Below are 17298 nucleotides of genomic sequence, written 5' to 3'. Positions count from 1 at the left end.
GTCGATATCAGAGGCACGTGCCAAATCGGGACTTATTGTAATACACCCGATTCACGCATTGCTGCGCGCACGACATCATGAAATTCCGCAGCCAATGGCACGATAGGCAAACGCATACCGGTTGGGATCAAGCCTATTTCGGCCATCGCCCATTTCACTGGCACTGGGTTCGGCTCGACAAACAGCTTGTTATGCAGAGGGGAAACCTTGTTGTTGATTTCGACAGCTTCAGCTACGCGCTGGTTCATCGCAGCATCGCACAATTGATGCATGGCGCGCGGTGCGATATTTGCGGTAACGGAAATATTGCCTTTAGCGCCGCAAAACATCAATGCCATCGCAGTTGCATCGTCGCCCGAATACACCAGGAAACCTTTTGGTGCCAAACGCAACAAATCAATGCCACGAGAGATATTCGCAGTCGCATCTTTCACACCGATCACGCCTGGAATTTGCGCCAGACGCAGTATCGTTTCGTTCGACATATCCGCCACGGTACGACCTGGCACGTTATAGAGAATCGCAGGCAGATCAACTGCTTCAACGATTTTCTTGAAGTGCTGATACATACCTTCTTGCGTTGGGCGGTTGTAGTAAGGCACGACCAGCAAGGAAGCATCCGCTCCGACATCTTTGGCGAATTGAGTCAATTCAATCGCTTCTGAAGTGGAGTTACCGCCGGTACCAGCGATCACAGGAATACGCTTAGCGGTATGTTCAACCGCGACGCGGATCAGTTCACAATGTTCGTCAACCGAGACGGTAGGCGATTCACCAGTAGTACCGACGATCACGATGCCGTCCGTACCTTCGGCGATGTGCCAATCAATCAATTTACGCAAGCCCGGCAAATCGAGTGAGCCGTCAGCGTGCATGGGAGTAACGATTGCGACTATGCTGCCCTGAATCATAATAGTGTGTGAGCGAAAAAATTAGAGAGTATTAGATTGTAGCGGATAGCCCGCTTGTGTGGTGTTGTCTTGCCTAGAATAGAAGATCAAATTAAGCGAAGATTCTCAGCCGCAAGGCCATTTTCAGCCTTGATCAGACAAATCCGCTGCACCATTGCCGGTTTTGGCTCTGCAATATAGCCATCCTCATAGGCGACGACTTGCAAGTCATACTGACGGGCGACATCCAGCAATTCGCCATGTTTCAGCAAAAAGTCAGGATTGGAAGGCTTGCCAAATTGCTCATTTCCCAGTGCGAAAGTCTCATAAATCAAGACACCGTTCGCAGCCAGACTGGCAACCATGAGCGCCCAGAGTGGGCGATGCAGATAATTGGTAACGACTATTCCGGCAAAACGATAGTCTGCAAACGGCCATGTCTGAGCCGGATTGTCCGTTTCCAGATCCAGTTGCAAGGTTTGGATATCTTTGCCCGCTGCCAGCGTCAACGCATCGGCATTACGATCCACCGCCAACACCGGATGCCCGTGTTGCGCCAACAGTCGGCTATGACGCCCTGCACCGCAAGCCAAATCCATCACTTCACCAGCAGGAATCAAGGGCGCAAAACGCGCCACCCAAGTCGATGGCTGATCCAGCGCATTGTGCGCATTGGTACCTTGGGCAATCATCAGTTGTTGTAGCTCAAACCCATCGCATCGCGAACTTCGCGCATGGTTTCCTGCGCCAATACACGCGCTTTGTCACGTCCATCTGCCACAATCGCGCGTACCAATGACGGATCATCGATGTACTTTTGTGCACGTTCACGCATAGGCTCCTGCTCTTTCAACACACCGTCGATGACAGGCTGTTTGCATTCGATGCAACCAATCCCGGCAGACTTGCAGCCCTTGACGACCCAATCCTTGGTATCCGCGTCGGAATACACCAGATGCAATTGCCATACTGGGCATTTTTCCGGGTCACCTGGATCGGTACGACGCACACGCGCTGGATCGGTCGGCATGGTACGAATTTTCTTGGTCAGCGATTCTTTGTCTTCACGCAAGGTAATCGAATTGCCATAGCTCTTGGACATTTTCTGTCCATCGAGCCCAGGCATGCGCGATGCTTCCGTCAGGCGCACTTGTGGTTCGAGCAAAATCTGCTTGCGGGTGCCTGCCAGATAACCGAACAAGCGTTCGCGATCGGTTTCGCTGATGCTTTGCACGCTATCCAGCAAAGTTTTCGCCCAGCCCAAAGCTTCGGCATTGCCCTGCTCTTGATACGCAGCACGCAACTCCTTGTATTGCTTGCCTTGCTTGCTGCTTAATTTCTTCAATGTTTCGGCGACTTTTTCTTCAAAGCCTTTTTCCTTGCCGTACATATGATTAAAGCGACGCGCGATCTCGCGCATCATTTCGATGTGTGGAATTTGATCGGCGCCAACCGGCACCTGCGTCGCACGATAAATCAATACGTCTGCCGCTTGCAGCAAGGGATAACCGAGGAAACCATAAGTCGCGAGATCACGCTCCGACAATTTTTCCTGTTGATCTTTATAAGTCGGCACACGCTCCAGCCAACCCAGTGGCGTGATCATGGAGAGCAGCAGGTGCAACTCGGCATGCTCAGGAACCTGGGACTGGATGAATAAGCTGGACTTCATCGGATCGACACCGGCCGCCAGCCAGTCGATCAACATTTCCCAAGTACTGCTTTCGATAAGACTAGGATCGTCGTAATGCGTCGTCAATGCATGCCAATCGGCGGCGAAGAAAAGGCAAGGAACTTCATCTTGTAATTTGACCCAGTTCTTCAGCGCACCATGATAGTGGCCAAGATGCAGCGCACCCGTCGGGCGCATACCGGAAACAACGCGATCGATAGACATAAAAACTCAGTTCAGTAAAAAAGTAAAAGGGGAAACAAGCAGTCGTAATCCTATTTCGGCAATAGCCATCACTGGCACCATCCAGAAGTGCAGCACTTTCAGGAATACCAGCGCCAGCACGATGAAGAAGCCATACGGCTCCAACTGCGCAAATTTATACGCATATTTATGCGGCAGAATGCTCGTCATAACACGCCCACCATCGAGCGGAGGAATCGGGAACAAATTAAAGGCAAAAATCACCAAATTTGTAAAAATACCGGCCTGCGCCATACGTATCAGAAATTCTTCATTTGAACCAAAAGCACGCAACGAAATTTCCATCAGCATCCACATCAAGGCCATCACCAGATTTGCCGCAGGTCCAGCCAGCGCCACAAATGCCATCTGTTTTTTCGGATTGCGCAAATTACCGAAATTGACCGGCACCGGCTTCGCATAGCCAAACAGAAACGGGCTACCTGCGAAATACAGCGCGATAGGAATCAGCAAAGTACCAATAGGATCGATATGCTTGATCGGATTCAAGCTCATGCGACCTTGCGCATAAGCAGTGGTATCGCCAAAGTATTTGGCCGCATACGCGTGTGCAGCCTCATGCAAGGTAATCGCGAATACGATAGGCAATGCATAAACAGCAAAAGTTTGAATAAGATCGTTCATCGGTAGGATTTTATCAGAGGGGATGCTGTCGTTTGTGACAACAGATAAAGCAATCGGATATGCGCACTCTCATTGGGATGAACGGCAGCATACAAGACACAGTTGACGACATCAGTCACCAACCGTGATTGAATAGTTTGAATTACAGACCGAATAGCGATACATCGCCGCGCCCTTGACGCTGCAGCACAGGTTCACCGCTCGTCAAATCGATGACGGTGGTCGGCTCAAAACTGCAAGCACCACCATCGATTACCAAGTCCACCACCTTGTTCAAGCGATCACGCACATCTTCCGGATCGGTCAGCGGCTCATCTTCACCCGGCAGGATCAGCGTAGTCCCGAGCAATGGCTGCGCGAGTTCTTCCAGCAAAGCATGCACGATGCGGTTTTCCGGTACGCGCAGCCCTATGGTTTTGCGTGAAGGATGACTCAGGCGACGCGGGACTTCCTTGGTCGCTTCCAGAATAAAGGTGTACGGTCCAGGCGTTGCCGACTTCAGCAGGCGATATTGCTGATTATCGACTTTCGCATAGAGCGCAATCTCGCTCAAATCACGGCATAACAATGTCAGATGATGTTTGTCGTCGACATTACGTATCCGGCGCAAACGTGCAACAGCATCCTTATCGTCGAGATGACATACCAAGGCATAACAGGAATCGGTAGGCAAAGCGACGATCCCGCCATCTCTGACGATTTGCACGGCTTGAGTGATCAAGCGCGCCTGCGGATTTTCCGGATGAATCTGAAAGAATTGGCTCATAAAAAATAAGAGCGGCGGCAGCCCTCAGGCCACCGCCGCCATACGTTCCCGATAAAGAATTATTGGATATTGCGCAATGCTGCAATACGGTCTTCAATCGGTGGATGGCTCGAAAACAAAGCAGCAAATCCAGGCTTGTCATTAATACCCAGCGAAGCTAAACCTTGCGGCAAGCTCGAAGGTTCGATACCGCCAAGACGTGCCAGCGCTTTCATCATAGGCTGCGGGCTACCCAGCAATTTAGCTGCGCCTGCATCAGCGCGGAACTCACGATGACGCGAGAACCATGCAACGATCACCGAAGCAGCGATACCAAACACGACCTGACACACCATGACCGTGATCATGTAACCAATACCTTGACCGCCGTTGTTATTGTTGTCGCGTGACGAAAGCGCACGATCAACAAAGTAACCAACCACACGTGACAGGAATACGACAAAGGTATTCACCACGCCTTGCACCAAAGTCATCGTCACCATGTCGCCATTGGCAACGTGAGCAACTTCATGCGCCAGCACAGCTTCGACTTCATCTTTCGTCATGCTTTGCAGCAGGCCGGTCGATACCGCAACCAGAGCGGAGTTTTTAAAAGCACCGGTTGCAAATGCATTCGGTTCGCCGTCATAGACAGCTACTTCCGGCATCGCAATACCAGCGCGCTCCGACAGCTTGCGAACTGAATCAATCAGCCACAGTTCAGTGCTCGACGATGGCGCCGTAATGACACGCGCACCAGTCGACCATTTAGCCATAGGCTTGCTGATCAACAGCGAGATAAACGAACCGGTAAAACCAACCACCAGCGAAAATGCCAGCAGCATCGGCAAATTCAAGCCAGCTTGTGTAATAAAGCGGTCCACGCCCAAGAGCGACAGCACCACAGACATCACCGCAATCACTGCAATATTCGTTGCAATGAAGAGGAAAATTCGTTTCATTCAATAGCCTCCAAAGGGGGTTAAGAGCGATTCCTAAATAAGGCCGCAATCAAAAATTTCAAGAGCGCAACATACTGATCAGAAATTGCTCAGCTATCACAAACGCCAATCATGCCAAATCGGACGCACACCGAGCGGTAATGCCGGAAGTGCACCCAAATCGACACGCGATTCGCCGGGACCGTGAAAATCGGAACCGCGCGAAGCCAGGAAACCGTAGCTGTTCGCTATCTTGGCATAATAATCATATTGATCGACAGTATGACTACCCGTCGTCACCTCAATTCCGACACCGCCGAAGCCTTTAAATTCATTAAATAAAGCATCAAATGCAAGATCACTGAATTTATAGCGCCCCGGATGGGCTATCACTGCCACACCGCCTGCAGCACGTATCCACTCCACCGCATTTTGCAAGCTTGCCCAGCGATGCGGCACAAAACCCGGCTTGCCTTCACCCAGGTAATTATCAAAGACATCATGCAGGTTGTCACACAAACCCAACTCGATAATGTAACGGGCAAAATGTGTGCGGGAAATCAAATCCGGATTATCGACAAACTTGAGTGCGCCTTCATACGCTCCTGCAATGCCGATTTTTTCCAGTTGTTCGGCGATTTCGCGCGCGCGCGGCTCACGACCACCACGGGTTGCTGCCAGCCCTTTAACCAGCACCTCATTCGTTTCATCGATTTGCAAACCGACGATGTGCACAGTTTGGCCAGACCACGTAATTGAAATCTCCACACCAGGTACAAATGGCAAATCCAGTGCAGCAGCAGCGGCACGCGCCTCTGCAATGCCACCGATTTCATCGTGGTCTGTCATTCCCCATACATCGACGCCATTCGCTTTGGCGCGGGCAGCCAGCGCCGTCGGTGTCAAGGTACCGTCAGAAAAATGAGAGTGGCAGTGAAGATCTACGTTTAGCATGCAAAATCAGTTATATAGCGCTAGAAGCAACGCATGGTTGAATTGTACGCGCGATAAGCGCTATTTGCCCTAAAGCAAATGCGGGGCCAGCACTCAATCCAGAAATTGATCAATTGCCGCCGCCAGAATTTCCGGCTGATCGTGCTGCAGCATGTGGCCGGCGTTATCCACCATCAAGATGGTGGCATTTGGAATCGATGCAATACGCCGGTCTATTTCTGCGCGCGCTTTTTCTTTAGATCCCATACGCGTGAGTAATTCACTATTCTTCGCTTCCACCCACAAGACCGGCGCTGTGATCAGCTTCCAGCATGCCAACACTTCTTCCACCCGATATAAATACGGATTGGACAAGCGATGCGCCGGATCGGCTTGAATTTCCCATGCGCCGCTCTCGTTCGGTGCAGCCCAATGTGCAGACAAGAATGCCGCGCGTTCATCGCTCAAGCGTGGATTCGTCTTTTGCAAGCGAGCCGCAACCTCTTCTTGCGTCGCATAGCTACGCAAACTGGGTATGCCCTGCAACTCATCCAGCCATGTGGCAAAACGCGCAGGCGCATCTTCCGGCCGCGTGGTCGGCATGCCGAAACCTTCGAGATTGACTAATTTCTTGATTCGGCTTGCCCGCACGCCAGCATAAACTCCAGCAACGTTCGCTCCCAGACTATGTCCGAGCAGATAGACAGGCTGTGTGGGCGAATAATGCTGCAAGATCGCATCCAGATCGCCCAGATAATCAGGAAACCAGTAATTCGTACCCGCATGATCGCTTAAGCCAAAACCGCGCCAATCCGGCGCAATCACGTGCCACTCACGCTGCAAGGCATCGACCAGAAACTGGAACGAAGCGGACATATCCATCCAGCCGTGCAACATGAATAGCATCGGGGCATCCTGATTGCCCCAATGTCGTATGTGATAGCTCAAACCACGGATATTAATAAATTCGGAACGCGAAGACTTCATGCAAAGTGACCGATAAATACGGGGTGTAAAAAATGTGGAAAGACGCGACGCAAGACATCGCTGATCTGTATCAGATGGTCATTTTACATTCCATCTAAACAATGCTCGGACTGCAACTCGCTATTTCTTCACTATGAGACAAAGCAAAAACAAGAAAATTCCAGATTCAGATTCGCACAATCAGCCTGTAAACAACAAAGCGCGCCGACGATCAACGATCATCGGCGCGCTGTAGGTAAGTAAATTACTTGCTAGTGCCGTCTTTGGCAGCATCCTGCATTTTTACACCGACTTCTTCAACCTTTTTGCCGGTTGCGTCAGTCAGGTTCGCAGCGCCTTGAGCGACATCAGCTTTAGCCTTGTCAACACCTTCACCGACCTTGGCAGCGGCTTCATCTACTTTTTGAGATGCTGCTGCGGCTGCAGCATCAATTTTCTGTCCAGCGGTTTCAGCCGTGCCAGCAACATCTTCTTTTTTCTGACAGGCGGCCAGACCTGCAATCAACAAACTCGCTACGAGTATGGTGCCGAGAGTTTTGCTTGAATTCATGATTTTCCCTTTTAAATTGAAGTTATATGAAAAAAATGCCTTAAGCCAATAATGCGCTGCTAGCCTCGATTGCATTTTCCGCACATTGGATTGCCTAAACAGCAATCTTCCGATCTGACAATGAACTTCTAATCAAGTTTCCATCCATGCAGTAACAAGGTGTAACAACAACGAAAAAACAGGTAAAACCGAAATCTAGGGTAACTCGCCCGCCAATGCCCTTAACTCCAACTCGCTAAACCCGGCTGCTCGCCTAGCTTCCAAGTTGAACGGTCCGCGCAAAGTTGGTGCCTTGTAGTGTATAGCCAATTGAGCATAAGTTGTCACTGGATCAAGTTCACGCTCATCGCATAGCACTTTATACCAATGATTGCCGATTGCAACATGACCAATTTCATCACGCAAAATGATGTCCAGAATCTCCGCTGCAGCCTGATCACCCGCCTGCGCCAGCTTGGCACGCGTCGACGGCGTAGCATCCAGCCCACGCGCTTCCAGCGTCCGTGGCACCAAGGCCATTCTTGCCAGAATATCGCCGCTGGTTTTATCCGCCATCTCCCACATACTGTTATGCGCAGGGAAATCGCCATATTGATAACCCAAACTCTGCAAATGCCCCGCCAGCAGAGAAAAGTGCAAAGCCTCCTCGCCGGCCACCTTTAGCCAATCGGCATAGTATGCAGACGGCATCCCGGCAAAGCGCCAGATCGCATCCAAGGCCAGATTGATCGCATTGAACTCGATATGTGTGAGCGCATGGATCATTGCAGCACGCCCTTCCGTCGTACGCATGGAGCGATGCTTCACAAACTTGGGGGATATCAATTCTGGCAAGGCAGGACGACCGGGTATGACTTGCTGCGCTTGCAGACCATCATCGGTATTCAGGCTCAATCTGCCCTCAGCCCCTAATCTTGCCAATTCGATCACGCCATTTGCCTTGCGCCTTGCATCGGTCTCGCACAGCCAGTACAGAGACAAGGCCCGTAATTCGGTGTTATCAGTTGGTACAGAATGAGGGATATTCATGTGAGTAACGTAAAATGCTGCCTTTGTAGTGAATCGCGCAGCCAAAGAGATGCATGGCTTGAATATTCGATTCGTTGAATGTGCCGGGCCTTCCAATTCAAGGAGTTGGCCCCACATAAGTAAATTGATTTATTTGGCCGCTATTTGGCCCAACCAACAAGCACGATTAAAACTGTGAGCAATATTTCTACTCATCTGGAAATATGCCCGCAGCCGGCAACCACCCATTTTACTGACAACATGGCTATCTACCAATTAGGCGAACACGCTCCCAACATTGCCGCATCTGCCTACATCACCGATTCGGCAACCATTGTTGGTCGTGTCACCATCAAGGAAAATTCCAGCGTCTGGTTTCAAGTGACCGTGCGCGGTGACAATGAAGACATCACGATAGGTGAAAACTGCAATCTGCAAGAAGGTGCCGTGCTGCATGCCGATCCAGGTTTCCCTCTCACGCTGGAAAACAATGTGAGCGTCGGTCATCAAGCGATGATCCATGGCTGTACCGTCGGCGAAGGATCCTTGATCGGCATACAGGCCGTCATTTTGAATGGCGCAAAAATCGGTAAAAACTGTCTGGTCGGTGCCGGTGCACTGGTCACCGAAGGCAAGGAATTCCCGGATAACTCACTAATACTAGGCACACCAGCCAAAGTTGCACGCACCTTGAGCGAGGCTGACGTCGCTAATCTGCATCGCATCGCAGCCAGCTACGTAGAACGCGGTCGCGACTTTAAAAATACATTGAAACGGATAGGATAAGCATGGCCGATACACTCCAAAAATTCATGTTCGAAGACACAGTAGTACGTGGCGAACTGGTCGACATTTCAGAAACATGGAAGCACGTACAAGCACGCCGCGAATATCCCAAAGCCGTGAAAACGATTTTGGGTGAAATGCTGTCAGCAGCAGCACTGCTCTCCGCCAATCTGAAATTCAATGGCGCGATCGTCATGCAAATTTACGGCGATGGCCCTTTGCGCTTGCTGGTCGTTGAATGCGACTCCGAATTGAACATGCGCGCAACTGCCAAATTGGTCGATGGTGCCGTCATCAGTGATGAGACTACCCTAACAGAATTAGTCAACGTTAATGGCCAAGGCCGTTTTGTCATTACGCTTGATCCCAAGGAAAAATTACCTGGGCAGCAAGCCTACCAAGGCATCGTGCCTTTGGATGGCGATACGGTTGCGACCGTGATCGAGAATTACATGCTGCGTTCAGAGCAACTCGACACCAGACTGTGGCTCGCCGCTGACGACAATGTATCGCGCGGCTTGCTGCTGCAGAAAATGCCACACGAAGGCGGCATCACAGCAACCGGTACCGGCGATTTGGGAACCTGGGATCGCTCAGTCATGCTCGCATCCACCCTGCGTACCGAAGAATTGATTTCTACCGATATCGAAACCTTGATGCGACGCTTGTTCTGGGAAGAAGATATTCGTATTTTCGATCCCAAGCATCCACACTTCCTGTGCACCTGCACACGTGAAAAAGTCGGTTCGATGTTGAAGATGCTGGGTCAAGCGGAAGTGGATTCAGCGCTGGAAGAAATGGGGAAACTGGCGATTGATTGCGATTTTTGCGGTCAGCACTACGAGTTCGATCCGGTTGATTGCGCACAAATCTTTGTGACGGAAGCTCCAGTCGAAGCCTTGATTCCAGCAAGTCCGATCAAGCACTAAGCCATACAAAAACGATGCGTGCGGAGTATTTAAATCTCACGCGCATCGTTCAACGCTTTTCTTTGGGTTCAGGTACTGGTGGTGGGATAGAGACGAATGAGGATTTCTTGTTCGGATCCAGCACTTGAACAAAAACTTCATTTTCCTTGATCATGCCCAGCTCGTAACGGGCGCGCTCTTCAACGGCACCAGTACCTTCCTTCAAATCCTGCACTTCGGAATTAAGCTTGGCGTTACGCGCCTTTAATTCGTCATTCTTCTTTTGTGCCGCGATCACTTGCTGATCGAGATCCCATACGCGCAGCCAGCCGCCCTTCCCCAACCACAACGGGAACTGAATCAGCAATACCAGCGCTGCAAGGCAAAGAATGATGAGACGCATCGGACATGTACAAGAAAAATCCGGTCACACAGTTTGCTATATGACCGGAGATCGATTACTTCAAATTGTAGAATGCACCGCGACCTGGGTAGCTCGCGATATCGCCCAAATCTTCTTCAATGCGCAGCAATTGGTTGTACTTCGCCATACGATCCGAACGCGACATCGAGCCGGTTTTGATCTGCAGGGAGTTGGTACCAACCGCGATATCTGCAATCGTCGAATCTTCGGTTTCGCCCGAACGATGCGAAATGACGGCTGTGTAACCAGCGCGTTTTGCCATTTCAATCGCAGCGAAAGTTTCCGTCAAGGTGCCGATTTGATTGATCTTGATCAGGATCGAATTGGCGATTTCTTTCTGGATGCCTTCACGCAGGATTTTGGTGTTGGTAACGAACAGATCGTCGCCAACCAACTGGATTTTCTTGCCCAGTGAACGTGTCAGTGTGGCCCAGCCTTCCCAATCGTTTTCGGCCATGCCGTCTTCGATCGAGATAATTGGGTATTTGTCACACCAGGTTCCCAGCAGATTGGTGAAGTCAGTGCTCGACAGAGCCATGCCTTCGCCCGCCAGATGATATTTGCCATCTTTGTAGAATTCGCTGGCGGCGCAATCCAGACCCAACGCGATTTGTGTACCTGGCTCGTAGCCAGCTTGTTCGATCGCTTGCAAGATCAGTTTGATCGCTGCTTCGTGGTTTTCAACTGAAGGAGCAAAACCACCTTCGTCACCAACCGAAGTCGACAGACCTTTGTCGTTGATGATTTTTTTCAGTGTGTGGAACACTTCTGCACCGTAGCGAATTGCTTCGCGGAAGCTAGGAGCACCAACTGGAATGATCATGAATTCTTGCAGATCAAGATTGTTGTTGGCGTGTGCACCACCATTGATGACGTTCATCATAGGCACTGGCATTTGCATCGCGCCTGAACCACCAAAGTAGCGATACAGCGGCAAGCCGGATTCTTCAGCAGCAGCTTTGGCAACCGCCATCGATACCGCCAGCGTAGCGTTCGCACCAAGGCGAGCCTTGTTGTCTGTACCGTCGAGGTCAATCAAAGTACGGTCGAGGAAAGCCTGTTCGTTGGCATCCAAACCCATGATCGCTTCAGAGATTTCGGTATTGATGTGCTCACATGCCTTCAACACACCTTTGCCGAAATAGCGGCTCTTGTCGCCATCACGCAATTCAATCGCTTCACGCGAACCGGTCGATGCGCCAGACGGTACGGAAGCACGTCCCATGACGCCGGATTCCAGCAATACGTCGCATTCGACGGTTGGATTGCCGCGCGAATCAATAATTTCGCGACCAATGATGTCAACAATTGCACTCATCTATTTCTCCTAATCACAAATTCTTTTTTAACGTTTGTATGAATCTGAAGCTGTCTTACCTGACACGATGCCTCGGCATCATGCCACTTTCTTAGCCTGCCCAGCATGTTTATGCGCCAGTGCCGCCTTGATGAACGAGATGAACAATGGATGTCCATCACGTGGAGTTGACTTGAACTCTGGGTGATACTGCACACCCACATACCAAGGGTGCGCATTGTCGCCGGTACGAGACAATTCCATGATTTCACACAAGGACTCAGTTGGCGTACGTGCAGAAACGATCAAGCCCGCATCTTCAACACGACCAAGATAATGGTTATTTGCTTCATAACGATGACGGTGACGCTCGGTCACTTCAGCACCGTAGATTTCAGCAGCTAATGTACCTGGCTTGACTGCGCAAGTTTGCGCGCCCAAACGCATGGTGCCGCCCAGATCGGAATTGGCATCGCGACGCTCAACCTTGCCGTCGTGGTTTTGCCATTCATTGATCAGCGCAACGACTGGCTGCTCGGTGTCCGGATCGAACTCGGTCGAGTTAGCCTTGCTCAGGCCAGCCATATTACGTGCGTATTCAATCAACGCGACTTGCATACCGAGGCAGATACCGAGATATGGAATCTTGCTTTCACGTGCGAAGCGAGCGGAAGCGATCTTGCCTTCTACACCGCGCTTGCCGAAACCGCCTGGTACCAGAATCGCATCGTATTTAGCGAGACATTCCGGACCTTTTTCCTCAATTTCTTCGGAATCCAGATATTCGATATTGACGCGGCTTTCGGTATGAATACCGGCGTGACGCAATGCTTCCGTCAACGATTTGTACGACTCAGTCAGATCGACGTATTTGCCGACCATACCGATGGTGACGCTGTCTTTTGGATTTTCCAGTGCATGCACCAGCTTGGTCCAGATCGACAGATCAGCTGGCTTAGGCGACAAAGCAAGTTTTTCGCAAACGATGCGATCCAAACCTTGATCGAACAGCATTTGTGGAATCTTGTAGATCGTGTCTGCATCCCAGACCGAGATCACCGCATCTTCCTGCACGTTCGAGAACAGGGAAATCTTGGCGCGCTCATCATCCGGAATCGGACGATCGGCACGGCACAACAAAGCGTCTGGCGAAATACCGATTTCGCGCAGCTTTTGCACACTATGCTGAGTTGGCTTGGTTTTCAGTTCGCCGGCAGATACCAGATACGGCACCAGCGTCAGATGCACGAATGCTGCGGCATTACGGCCAGCGCGCAAACTCAACTGACGAGCAGCTTCGAGGAAAGGCAAGGATTCGATATCACCAACGGTTCCGCCGATTTCTACCAACGCAACGTCGAAACCTTCGGCGCCACGATAGATGTAATCCTGGATTTCATTGGTGATGTGCGGAATCACTTGCACGGTCTTGCCCAGATACTCACCGCGACGTTCCTTGCGGATCACGGATTCATAAATCTGGCCAGTCGTGAAGTTATTCACCTTGCGCATCTTGGCAGTGATGAAACGTTCATAGTGACCGAGGTCAAGATCCGTTTCAGCGCCATCTTCAGTAACGAAGACTTCGCCATGCTGGAATGGACTCATCGTGCCTGGATCAACGTTGATATACGGATCGAGCTTGAGAAGAGTGACTTTGAGGCCGCGCGATTCGAGAATCGCTGCGAGAGAGGCGGCGGCAATCCCTTTACCAAGGGAAGACACAACGCCGCCAGTGACGAATACAAACTTGGTCATTACAGAAGGTGCCGAATGGCACGTGCGGGAAATTCAAATTATACCTCAAACCCCCGCAGTTCTTTGAGGTTTTCAGAGGATTTTAAACAGGATTTTACGAATTACCCCTATTGATTAGCGTTGCACTCTTCTCTCAAATGTGCTGGCTCGCTCAGAACATAGACTCTTCAGCGGCCCGATTCCCTTTTTCTTAAAAATACAAAAATCGCAATTTTCAATCAATTCAGATATATCAGCGGCCGTACCAATAACGGGCATGCTCAGTTCTATACTCATGCACTTCTATCTTGGAGCCAAAGCGTAGCGTGACTGCGCCGGTTTCGTCATTGCGCAAGCGTGAGATGCCCAAAGCGCCATAGCGCTCATAGACTTCTTTCTTGGGATGGCGATATCGATTGCGGTAACCAACCTGGAACAAAGCCATCTGCGGCCCGACCGCACGCAAAAACGGCTCCGTCGATGAAGTACCACTGCCATGATGTGGTGCCAGCAGCACATTGGCGCGCAACATCTCGGGCTGACCTTCTACCAATTCTGCTTCCTGCACGGCTTCTATATCACCAGGTAGCAAAATCGCATGCTCCCCCATGGTGATTTTCAACGTACAGCTACGCGCATTCGGCTTCCATTTCGTGCTGTCGTAACTGCCTGTGGTTGGATGCAGCATGTCAAAACTGGCACCATCCCAATTCCATGACTGGCCCGCCGCACAACGCTGATGCGCAGGCGCGCTACCAACAATGGGATGCTCCATAGGCAAGGAGGATGAAACCCATCCCACTTTAGTTTCCTTGAAGATAGATAAAGCACCGCCGGCATGATCCATATCGCTGTGCGAGATCATCACGCCATCCAGTTTATTAATCCCGCGTGCACGCAGATAAGGCAGGATCACGCGATTACCACCATCCGACTCTGGCGAATAGAAAGGCCCGGTGTCATAGAGGAAGCGATGCTTCTCCGTTTCAATCAAGAGTGCCATGCCTTGCCCCACATCAAATGCAGTAACCCACATTTCTCCCGCTCGTGGATGCGTAGGCGCATTCAATATCAGCGGCAACCATGCGAACAATCCCAGATAACGCGCAGGCCATCCGCGCGGCGCCAGCATCCAGATCGTTCCTATCAAAGCCAGCACAAACATCCACCAACTAGGAATAGGCGTCGTCCACACCGCCATAGGGAACGCGCTCATCCAGTTCAGCAATTGCGCGAGTTGCGCCACGAGGAAATGTGCAAATTCCAGACACCATGTCGAAAGCGGCGACGGCAGCACACTACCGATTAATGCCAACGGCGTGACAAAGAAACTGATCAAGGGAATGGCAATCGCATTCGCCACCGGACTAATCAGCGAAGCCTGACCAAACAGCAAGATAGTCATCGGCACCAAACCTATCGTCACCGCATACTGCGTCAACGTGGCATTCTTCAACGCGATACGCCAGCGCGGTTGCCCCGAATATTCTGGCGTATATGCGCGCCCGACGCTCACATACAGAATCACCGCCACCGCGCCAAACGACAACCAGAACCCCGGCCCCAGCACCGCCCACGGATCAAGCAGGACGACAACGCCCAGAGCCAGACACAACACATAAGAGACATTGGTAATGCGGCCGTACCACAAGGCCAGCGCCACCACCGTCAACATGTATAAAGTACGTTGAGCCGGTACACCCGATCCCGCCAGTAATACGTAAATTACCGCCGTGAGCGCACCTGCCACCGCAGCGGCTTTCTGCGCAGGCAAGATCAAGGGCAATCTGGCAGATGTAAAAAATGAGCGACGCCACAATGCAAAGATCAATCCGGCAAACAATGCCGAAATCATTGTTATATGAAGTCCAGAAATCGAAATCAGATGAGATACACCAGCGCGATTGAACACATTCCAATCCGCTTGACTGATGGCTCGCTGATCGCCAACAACCAAAGCCACGATCACACCGGCATACGGTTTATCCTGCAAGGCTTGCTGTATCCGACTACGTAACCAGCCGCGCGTACGTTCCACCACATTATTGAAGCTGTAGACAAAAGTATCCAGACGCTCATTCTTGAATTCAGAACGTTGATCAGGACGCACATAACCAGTTGCCCTAATATTTTGTTCAAGTAACCACACTTCATAATCGAAGCCATGCGGATTGGCATTGCCGTGCGGACGACGCAAGCGCACCGTTAATTGCCAGCGCTCACCCGGATGCACTTCACCAACTGCCTGCATCTCATCTGGATTAAAAGCGGAATACCAGGACAACGACAATTTGGAAGGAATAACAGGAACCACGCCATCCAACGGCATGACCTTTTCAACCGCGAAATTGAAGCGCACACCACGTTCGAAATAACTAGGCAAGCTATCTACCGTACCGACGATGGTGACATCCTTCCCTTCCAAATCTTTCGGCAATTTCTGCGTCAGATAATACTGGGCAAACAAAGCAGCCCAGGCAAATCCCAGCGCTGCGCCCATCATTGCAAGCAGAGGGATTTTTAATTTATGCAGAAGAGAGTAGCGAACGAGTGCTGCCAGCACACAAGCCGCGATAAGCAAAAGCAGAAGGGAAAAATACTTGGGTAGCGATGCTTGTGTCTGCAGCCACGCAGCTCCAATGACAAAGCCGATGATCGCGCTACGCATCCGACCGCTTAACTGAAATGACTCAGCCGCGGCATGGCTGCAAGTGCATTGGCAGAGGTCACGCGCGCGATGTCTTCCAACGACATCTCACGTAATTCGGCTAGTACCTGCCCTATCCGTGGCAACTCTTCCGGGCTATTACGTTGCGGATGCAACCATGCTGGAGAAATATCAGGCGCATCGGTTTCCAGCACAATAGCTTCGATAGGCAAAGTTGCCGCCATGCGCCGGATTTGCAGCGCACGCGTAAACGTCATGGCACCGCCAAAACCTAATTTGAATCCGAGAGAAATGAAAGTTTCGGCCTGCTGAAAACTGCCATTGAATGCGTGTGCAATTCCGCCTATAACCTGGATGCGTCGCAGATATTTAAGTATGCTGTCTTGCGATTTACGTACATGCAGCAAAACCGGCAAACCGAAATCACGGGCAATCTTGAGCTGTTCTGAATAGAAGAATTCTTGCTTCTCACGCATCTCCGGTGTAGTCAGCGTGGGCACAAAAAAATCCAGACCGATTTCACCCAGCGCAACAAAACGCGTATCGTTCATCGCCGCTTCTACCGCCTCGCGCAACACAGCAAGATCGCTCTCTTGCGCCTGCGGTACAAAGATCGGATGGATACCAAGTGCATACGTGCAATTGGCATGCTGATGCGCCAAACCAGCCACCGTCGCGAAGTTATCGCGCGCGACAGCTGGTATCACTATCATGCTGACATTTTTCTGCAATGCCTGAGTCGCGATGACATCTTCCTCACCGGCGAATTCAGCCGCATCCAGATGACAATGTGTATCGGTCCACATATCAGTCTATGAACGTGTAGTGATGAAAGCAAACGCGAGAATCATGCATATTGATCCA

The 17298-nt window shown here is 51.0% G+C and carries 17 protein-coding genes; 2 read left to right on the top strand and 15 right to left on the bottom strand.

All coding sequences use genetic code 11. The features are described 5' to 3' along the window. Nucleotides 1-32: 32 nt before the first annotated feature. The 10 genes from dapA to AC07N2_RS11490 all read right to left on the bottom strand — a co-directional run bounded on the left by dapA (nucleotide 33) and on the right by AC07N2_RS11490 (nucleotide 8635). On the bottom strand, nucleotides 33-911 hold the full coding sequence (dapA, locus tag AC07N2_RS11535; RefSeq protein WP_494778398.1) for a 4-hydroxy-tetrahydrodipicolinate synthase: 879 nt from the start codon (nucleotides 909-911) through the stop codon (nucleotides 33-35). An 86-nt stretch (nucleotides 912-997) separates the two neighbouring features. Further along, the gene (locus tag AC07N2_RS11530) at nucleotides 998-1582 is read right to left on the bottom strand and encodes a class I SAM-dependent methyltransferase (RefSeq protein ID WP_494778397.1); all 585 of its coding nucleotides are present in this window, start codon (nucleotides 1580-1582) and stop codon (nucleotides 998-1000) included. Then, a complete protein-coding gene (locus AC07N2_RS11525; RefSeq protein WP_494778396.1) occupies nucleotides 1582-2787 on the bottom strand; it encodes a tryptophan--tRNA ligase in 1206 nt (401 codons plus the stop codon). Before AC07N2_RS11525 ends, AC07N2_RS11530 begins: the two co-directional genes overlap by 1 nt. Nucleotides 2788-2793: 6 nt before the next feature. Beyond that, nucleotides 2794-3450 (bottom strand): site-2 protease family protein, encoded by a 657-nt coding sequence (locus AC07N2_RS11520; protein WP_494778395.1) that lies wholly within the window; start codon nucleotides 3448-3450, stop codon nucleotides 2794-2796. Between the two features lie 142 nt (nucleotides 3451-3592). Continuing rightward, a complete protein-coding gene (locus tag AC07N2_RS11515) occupies nucleotides 3593-4216 on the bottom strand; it encodes an L-threonylcarbamoyladenylate synthase (RefSeq protein WP_494778394.1) in 624 nt (207 codons plus the stop codon). Between the two features lie 59 nt (nucleotides 4217-4275). Next, nucleotides 4276-5157, bottom strand: a complete 882-nt coding sequence (gene htpX, locus AC07N2_RS11510; protein WP_494778393.1) for a protease HtpX — start codon at nucleotides 5155-5157, stop codon at nucleotides 4276-4278. Nucleotides 5158-5253: 96 nt separating this feature from the next. Beyond that, nucleotides 5254-6090, bottom strand: coding sequence for a 3',5'-nucleoside bisphosphate phosphatase (locus tag AC07N2_RS11505; RefSeq protein WP_494778392.1), 837 nt, complete (start codon nucleotides 6088-6090; stop codon nucleotides 5254-5256). A gap of 93 nt (nucleotides 6091-6183) precedes the next feature. Beyond that, on the bottom strand, nucleotides 6184-7056 hold the full coding sequence (locus tag AC07N2_RS11500) for an alpha/beta fold hydrolase (protein WP_494778391.1): 873 nt from the start codon (nucleotides 7054-7056) through the stop codon (nucleotides 6184-6186). Nucleotides 7057-7300: 244 nt separating this feature from the next. After that, nucleotides 7301-7606, bottom strand: a complete 306-nt coding sequence (locus AC07N2_RS11495) for a hypothetical protein (protein ID WP_076591771.1) — start codon at nucleotides 7604-7606, stop codon at nucleotides 7301-7303. Nucleotides 7607-7801: 195 nt separating this feature from the next. After that, on the bottom strand, nucleotides 7802-8635 hold the full coding sequence (locus AC07N2_RS11490) for a ferritin-like domain-containing protein (RefSeq protein ID WP_494778390.1): 834 nt from the start codon (nucleotides 8633-8635) through the stop codon (nucleotides 7802-7804). A gap of 240 nt (nucleotides 8636-8875) precedes the next feature. Between AC07N2_RS11490 and AC07N2_RS11485 the strand changes: the two genes are divergently transcribed. Both AC07N2_RS11485 and hslO read left to right on the top strand, forming a co-directional pair. Beyond that, nucleotides 8876-9400 carry a gamma carbonic anhydrase family protein gene (locus AC07N2_RS11485; protein WP_076593959.1) on the top strand — a complete coding sequence of 175 codons (525 nt, stop codon included), beginning with the start codon at nucleotides 8876-8878 and terminating at the stop codon, nucleotides 9398-9400. Nucleotides 9401-9402: 2 nt separating this feature from the next. After that, complete coding sequence (hslO, locus tag AC07N2_RS11480) at nucleotides 9403-10329, top strand: Hsp33 family molecular chaperone HslO (RefSeq protein ID WP_494778389.1); 927 nt, start codon at nucleotides 9403-9405, stop codon at nucleotides 10327-10329. Between the two features lie 49 nt (nucleotides 10330-10378). Here hslO and ftsB read toward each other — a convergent pair whose 3' ends face one another. The 5 genes from ftsB to AC07N2_RS11455 form a co-directional block, all read right to left on the bottom strand. After that, nucleotides 10379-10711 carry a cell division protein FtsB gene (gene ftsB, locus AC07N2_RS11475; RefSeq protein WP_076591774.1) on the bottom strand — a complete coding sequence of 111 codons (333 nt, stop codon included), beginning with the start codon at nucleotides 10709-10711 and terminating at the stop codon, nucleotides 10379-10381. 55 nt (nucleotides 10712-10766) lie between these two features. After that, nucleotides 10767-12050 carry a phosphopyruvate hydratase gene (eno, locus tag AC07N2_RS11470; RefSeq protein WP_494778388.1) on the bottom strand — a complete coding sequence of 428 codons (1284 nt, stop codon included), beginning with the start codon at nucleotides 12048-12050 and terminating at the stop codon, nucleotides 10767-10769. A gap of 78 nt (nucleotides 12051-12128) precedes the next feature. Then, nucleotides 12129-13787 (bottom strand): CTP synthase, encoded by a 1659-nt coding sequence (gene pyrG / locus AC07N2_RS11465; protein ID WP_494778387.1) that lies wholly within the window; start codon nucleotides 13785-13787, stop codon nucleotides 12129-12131. Between the two features lie 232 nt (nucleotides 13788-14019). After that, nucleotides 14020-16434, bottom strand: coding sequence for a DNA internalization-related competence protein ComEC/Rec2 (locus AC07N2_RS11460; protein WP_494778386.1), 2415 nt, complete (start codon nucleotides 16432-16434; stop codon nucleotides 14020-14022). An 8-nt stretch (nucleotides 16435-16442) separates the two neighbouring features. Beyond that, on the bottom strand, nucleotides 16443-17240 hold the full coding sequence (locus tag AC07N2_RS11455; protein WP_494778385.1) for a TatD family hydrolase: 798 nt from the start codon (nucleotides 17238-17240) through the stop codon (nucleotides 16443-16445). Nucleotides 17241-17298 lie beyond the last annotated feature (58 nt).

The sequence above is a fragment of the Herminiimonas sp. GW821-FHT09C12 genome (genome assembly GCF_059416385.1).
The sequence above is the reverse complement of the archived record's forward strand: the minus strand, read 5'-3'. Positions and strand labels throughout refer to the sequence as shown.

Excerpts from the sequence above, each read along its gene's own strand:
- AC07N2_RS11525 (WP_494778396.1), bottom strand. The coding sequence starts at position 2,787 with ATGTCTATCGATCGCGTTGTTTCCGGTATGCGCCCGACGGGTGCGCTG.
- AC07N2_RS11515 (WP_494778394.1), bottom strand. The coding sequence starts at position 4,216 with ATGAGCCAATTCTTTCAGATTCATCCGGAAAATCCGCAGGCGCGCTTG.
- AC07N2_RS11500 (WP_494778391.1), bottom strand. The coding sequence starts at position 7,056 with ATGAAGTCTTCGCGTTCCGAATTTATTAATATCCGTGGTTTGAGCTAT.
- eno (WP_494778388.1), bottom strand. The coding sequence starts at position 12,050 with ATGAGTGCAATTGTTGACATCATTGGTCGCGAAATTATTGATTCGCGC.
- AC07N2_RS11495 (WP_076591771.1), bottom strand. The coding sequence starts at position 7,606 with ATGAATTCAAGCAAAACTCTCGGCACCATACTCGTAGCGAGTTTGTTG.
- AC07N2_RS11490 (WP_494778390.1), bottom strand. The coding sequence starts at position 8,635 with ATGAATATCCCTCATTCTGTACCAACTGATAACACCGAATTACGGGCC.
- pyrG (WP_494778387.1), bottom strand. The coding sequence starts at position 13,787 with ATGACCAAGTTTGTATTCGTCACTGGCGGCGTTGTGTCTTCCCTTGGT.
- htpX (WP_494778393.1), bottom strand. The coding sequence starts at position 5,157 with ATGAAACGAATTTTCCTCTTCATTGCAACGAATATTGCAGTGATTGCG.
- AC07N2_RS11455 (WP_494778385.1), bottom strand. The coding sequence starts at position 17,240 with ATGTGGACCGATACACATTGTCATCTGGATGCGGCTGAATTCGCCGGT.
- AC07N2_RS11485 (WP_076593959.1), top strand. The coding sequence starts at position 8,876 with ATGGCTATCTACCAATTAGGCGAACACGCTCCCAACATTGCCGCATCT.
- ftsB (WP_076591774.1), bottom strand. The coding sequence starts at position 10,711 with ATGCGTCTCATCATTCTTTGCCTTGCAGCGCTGGTATTGCTGATTCAG.
- AC07N2_RS11505 (WP_494778392.1), bottom strand. The coding sequence starts at position 6,090 with ATGCTAAACGTAGATCTTCACTGCCACTCTCATTTTTCTGACGGTACC.
- hslO (WP_494778389.1), top strand. The coding sequence starts at position 9,403 with ATGGCCGATACACTCCAAAAATTCATGTTCGAAGACACAGTAGTACGT.
- AC07N2_RS11460 (WP_494778386.1), bottom strand. The coding sequence starts at position 16,434 with ATGCGTAGCGCGATCATCGGCTTTGTCATTGGAGCTGCGTGGCTGCAG.
- AC07N2_RS11530 (WP_494778397.1), bottom strand. The coding sequence starts at position 1,582 with ATGATTGCCCAAGGTACCAATGCGCACAATGCGCTGGATCAGCCATCG.
- dapA (WP_494778398.1), bottom strand. The coding sequence starts at position 911 with ATGATTCAGGGCAGCATAGTCGCAATCGTTACTCCCATGCACGCTGAC.
- AC07N2_RS11520 (WP_494778395.1), bottom strand. The coding sequence starts at position 3,450 with ATGAACGATCTTATTCAAACTTTTGCTGTTTATGCATTGCCTATCGTA.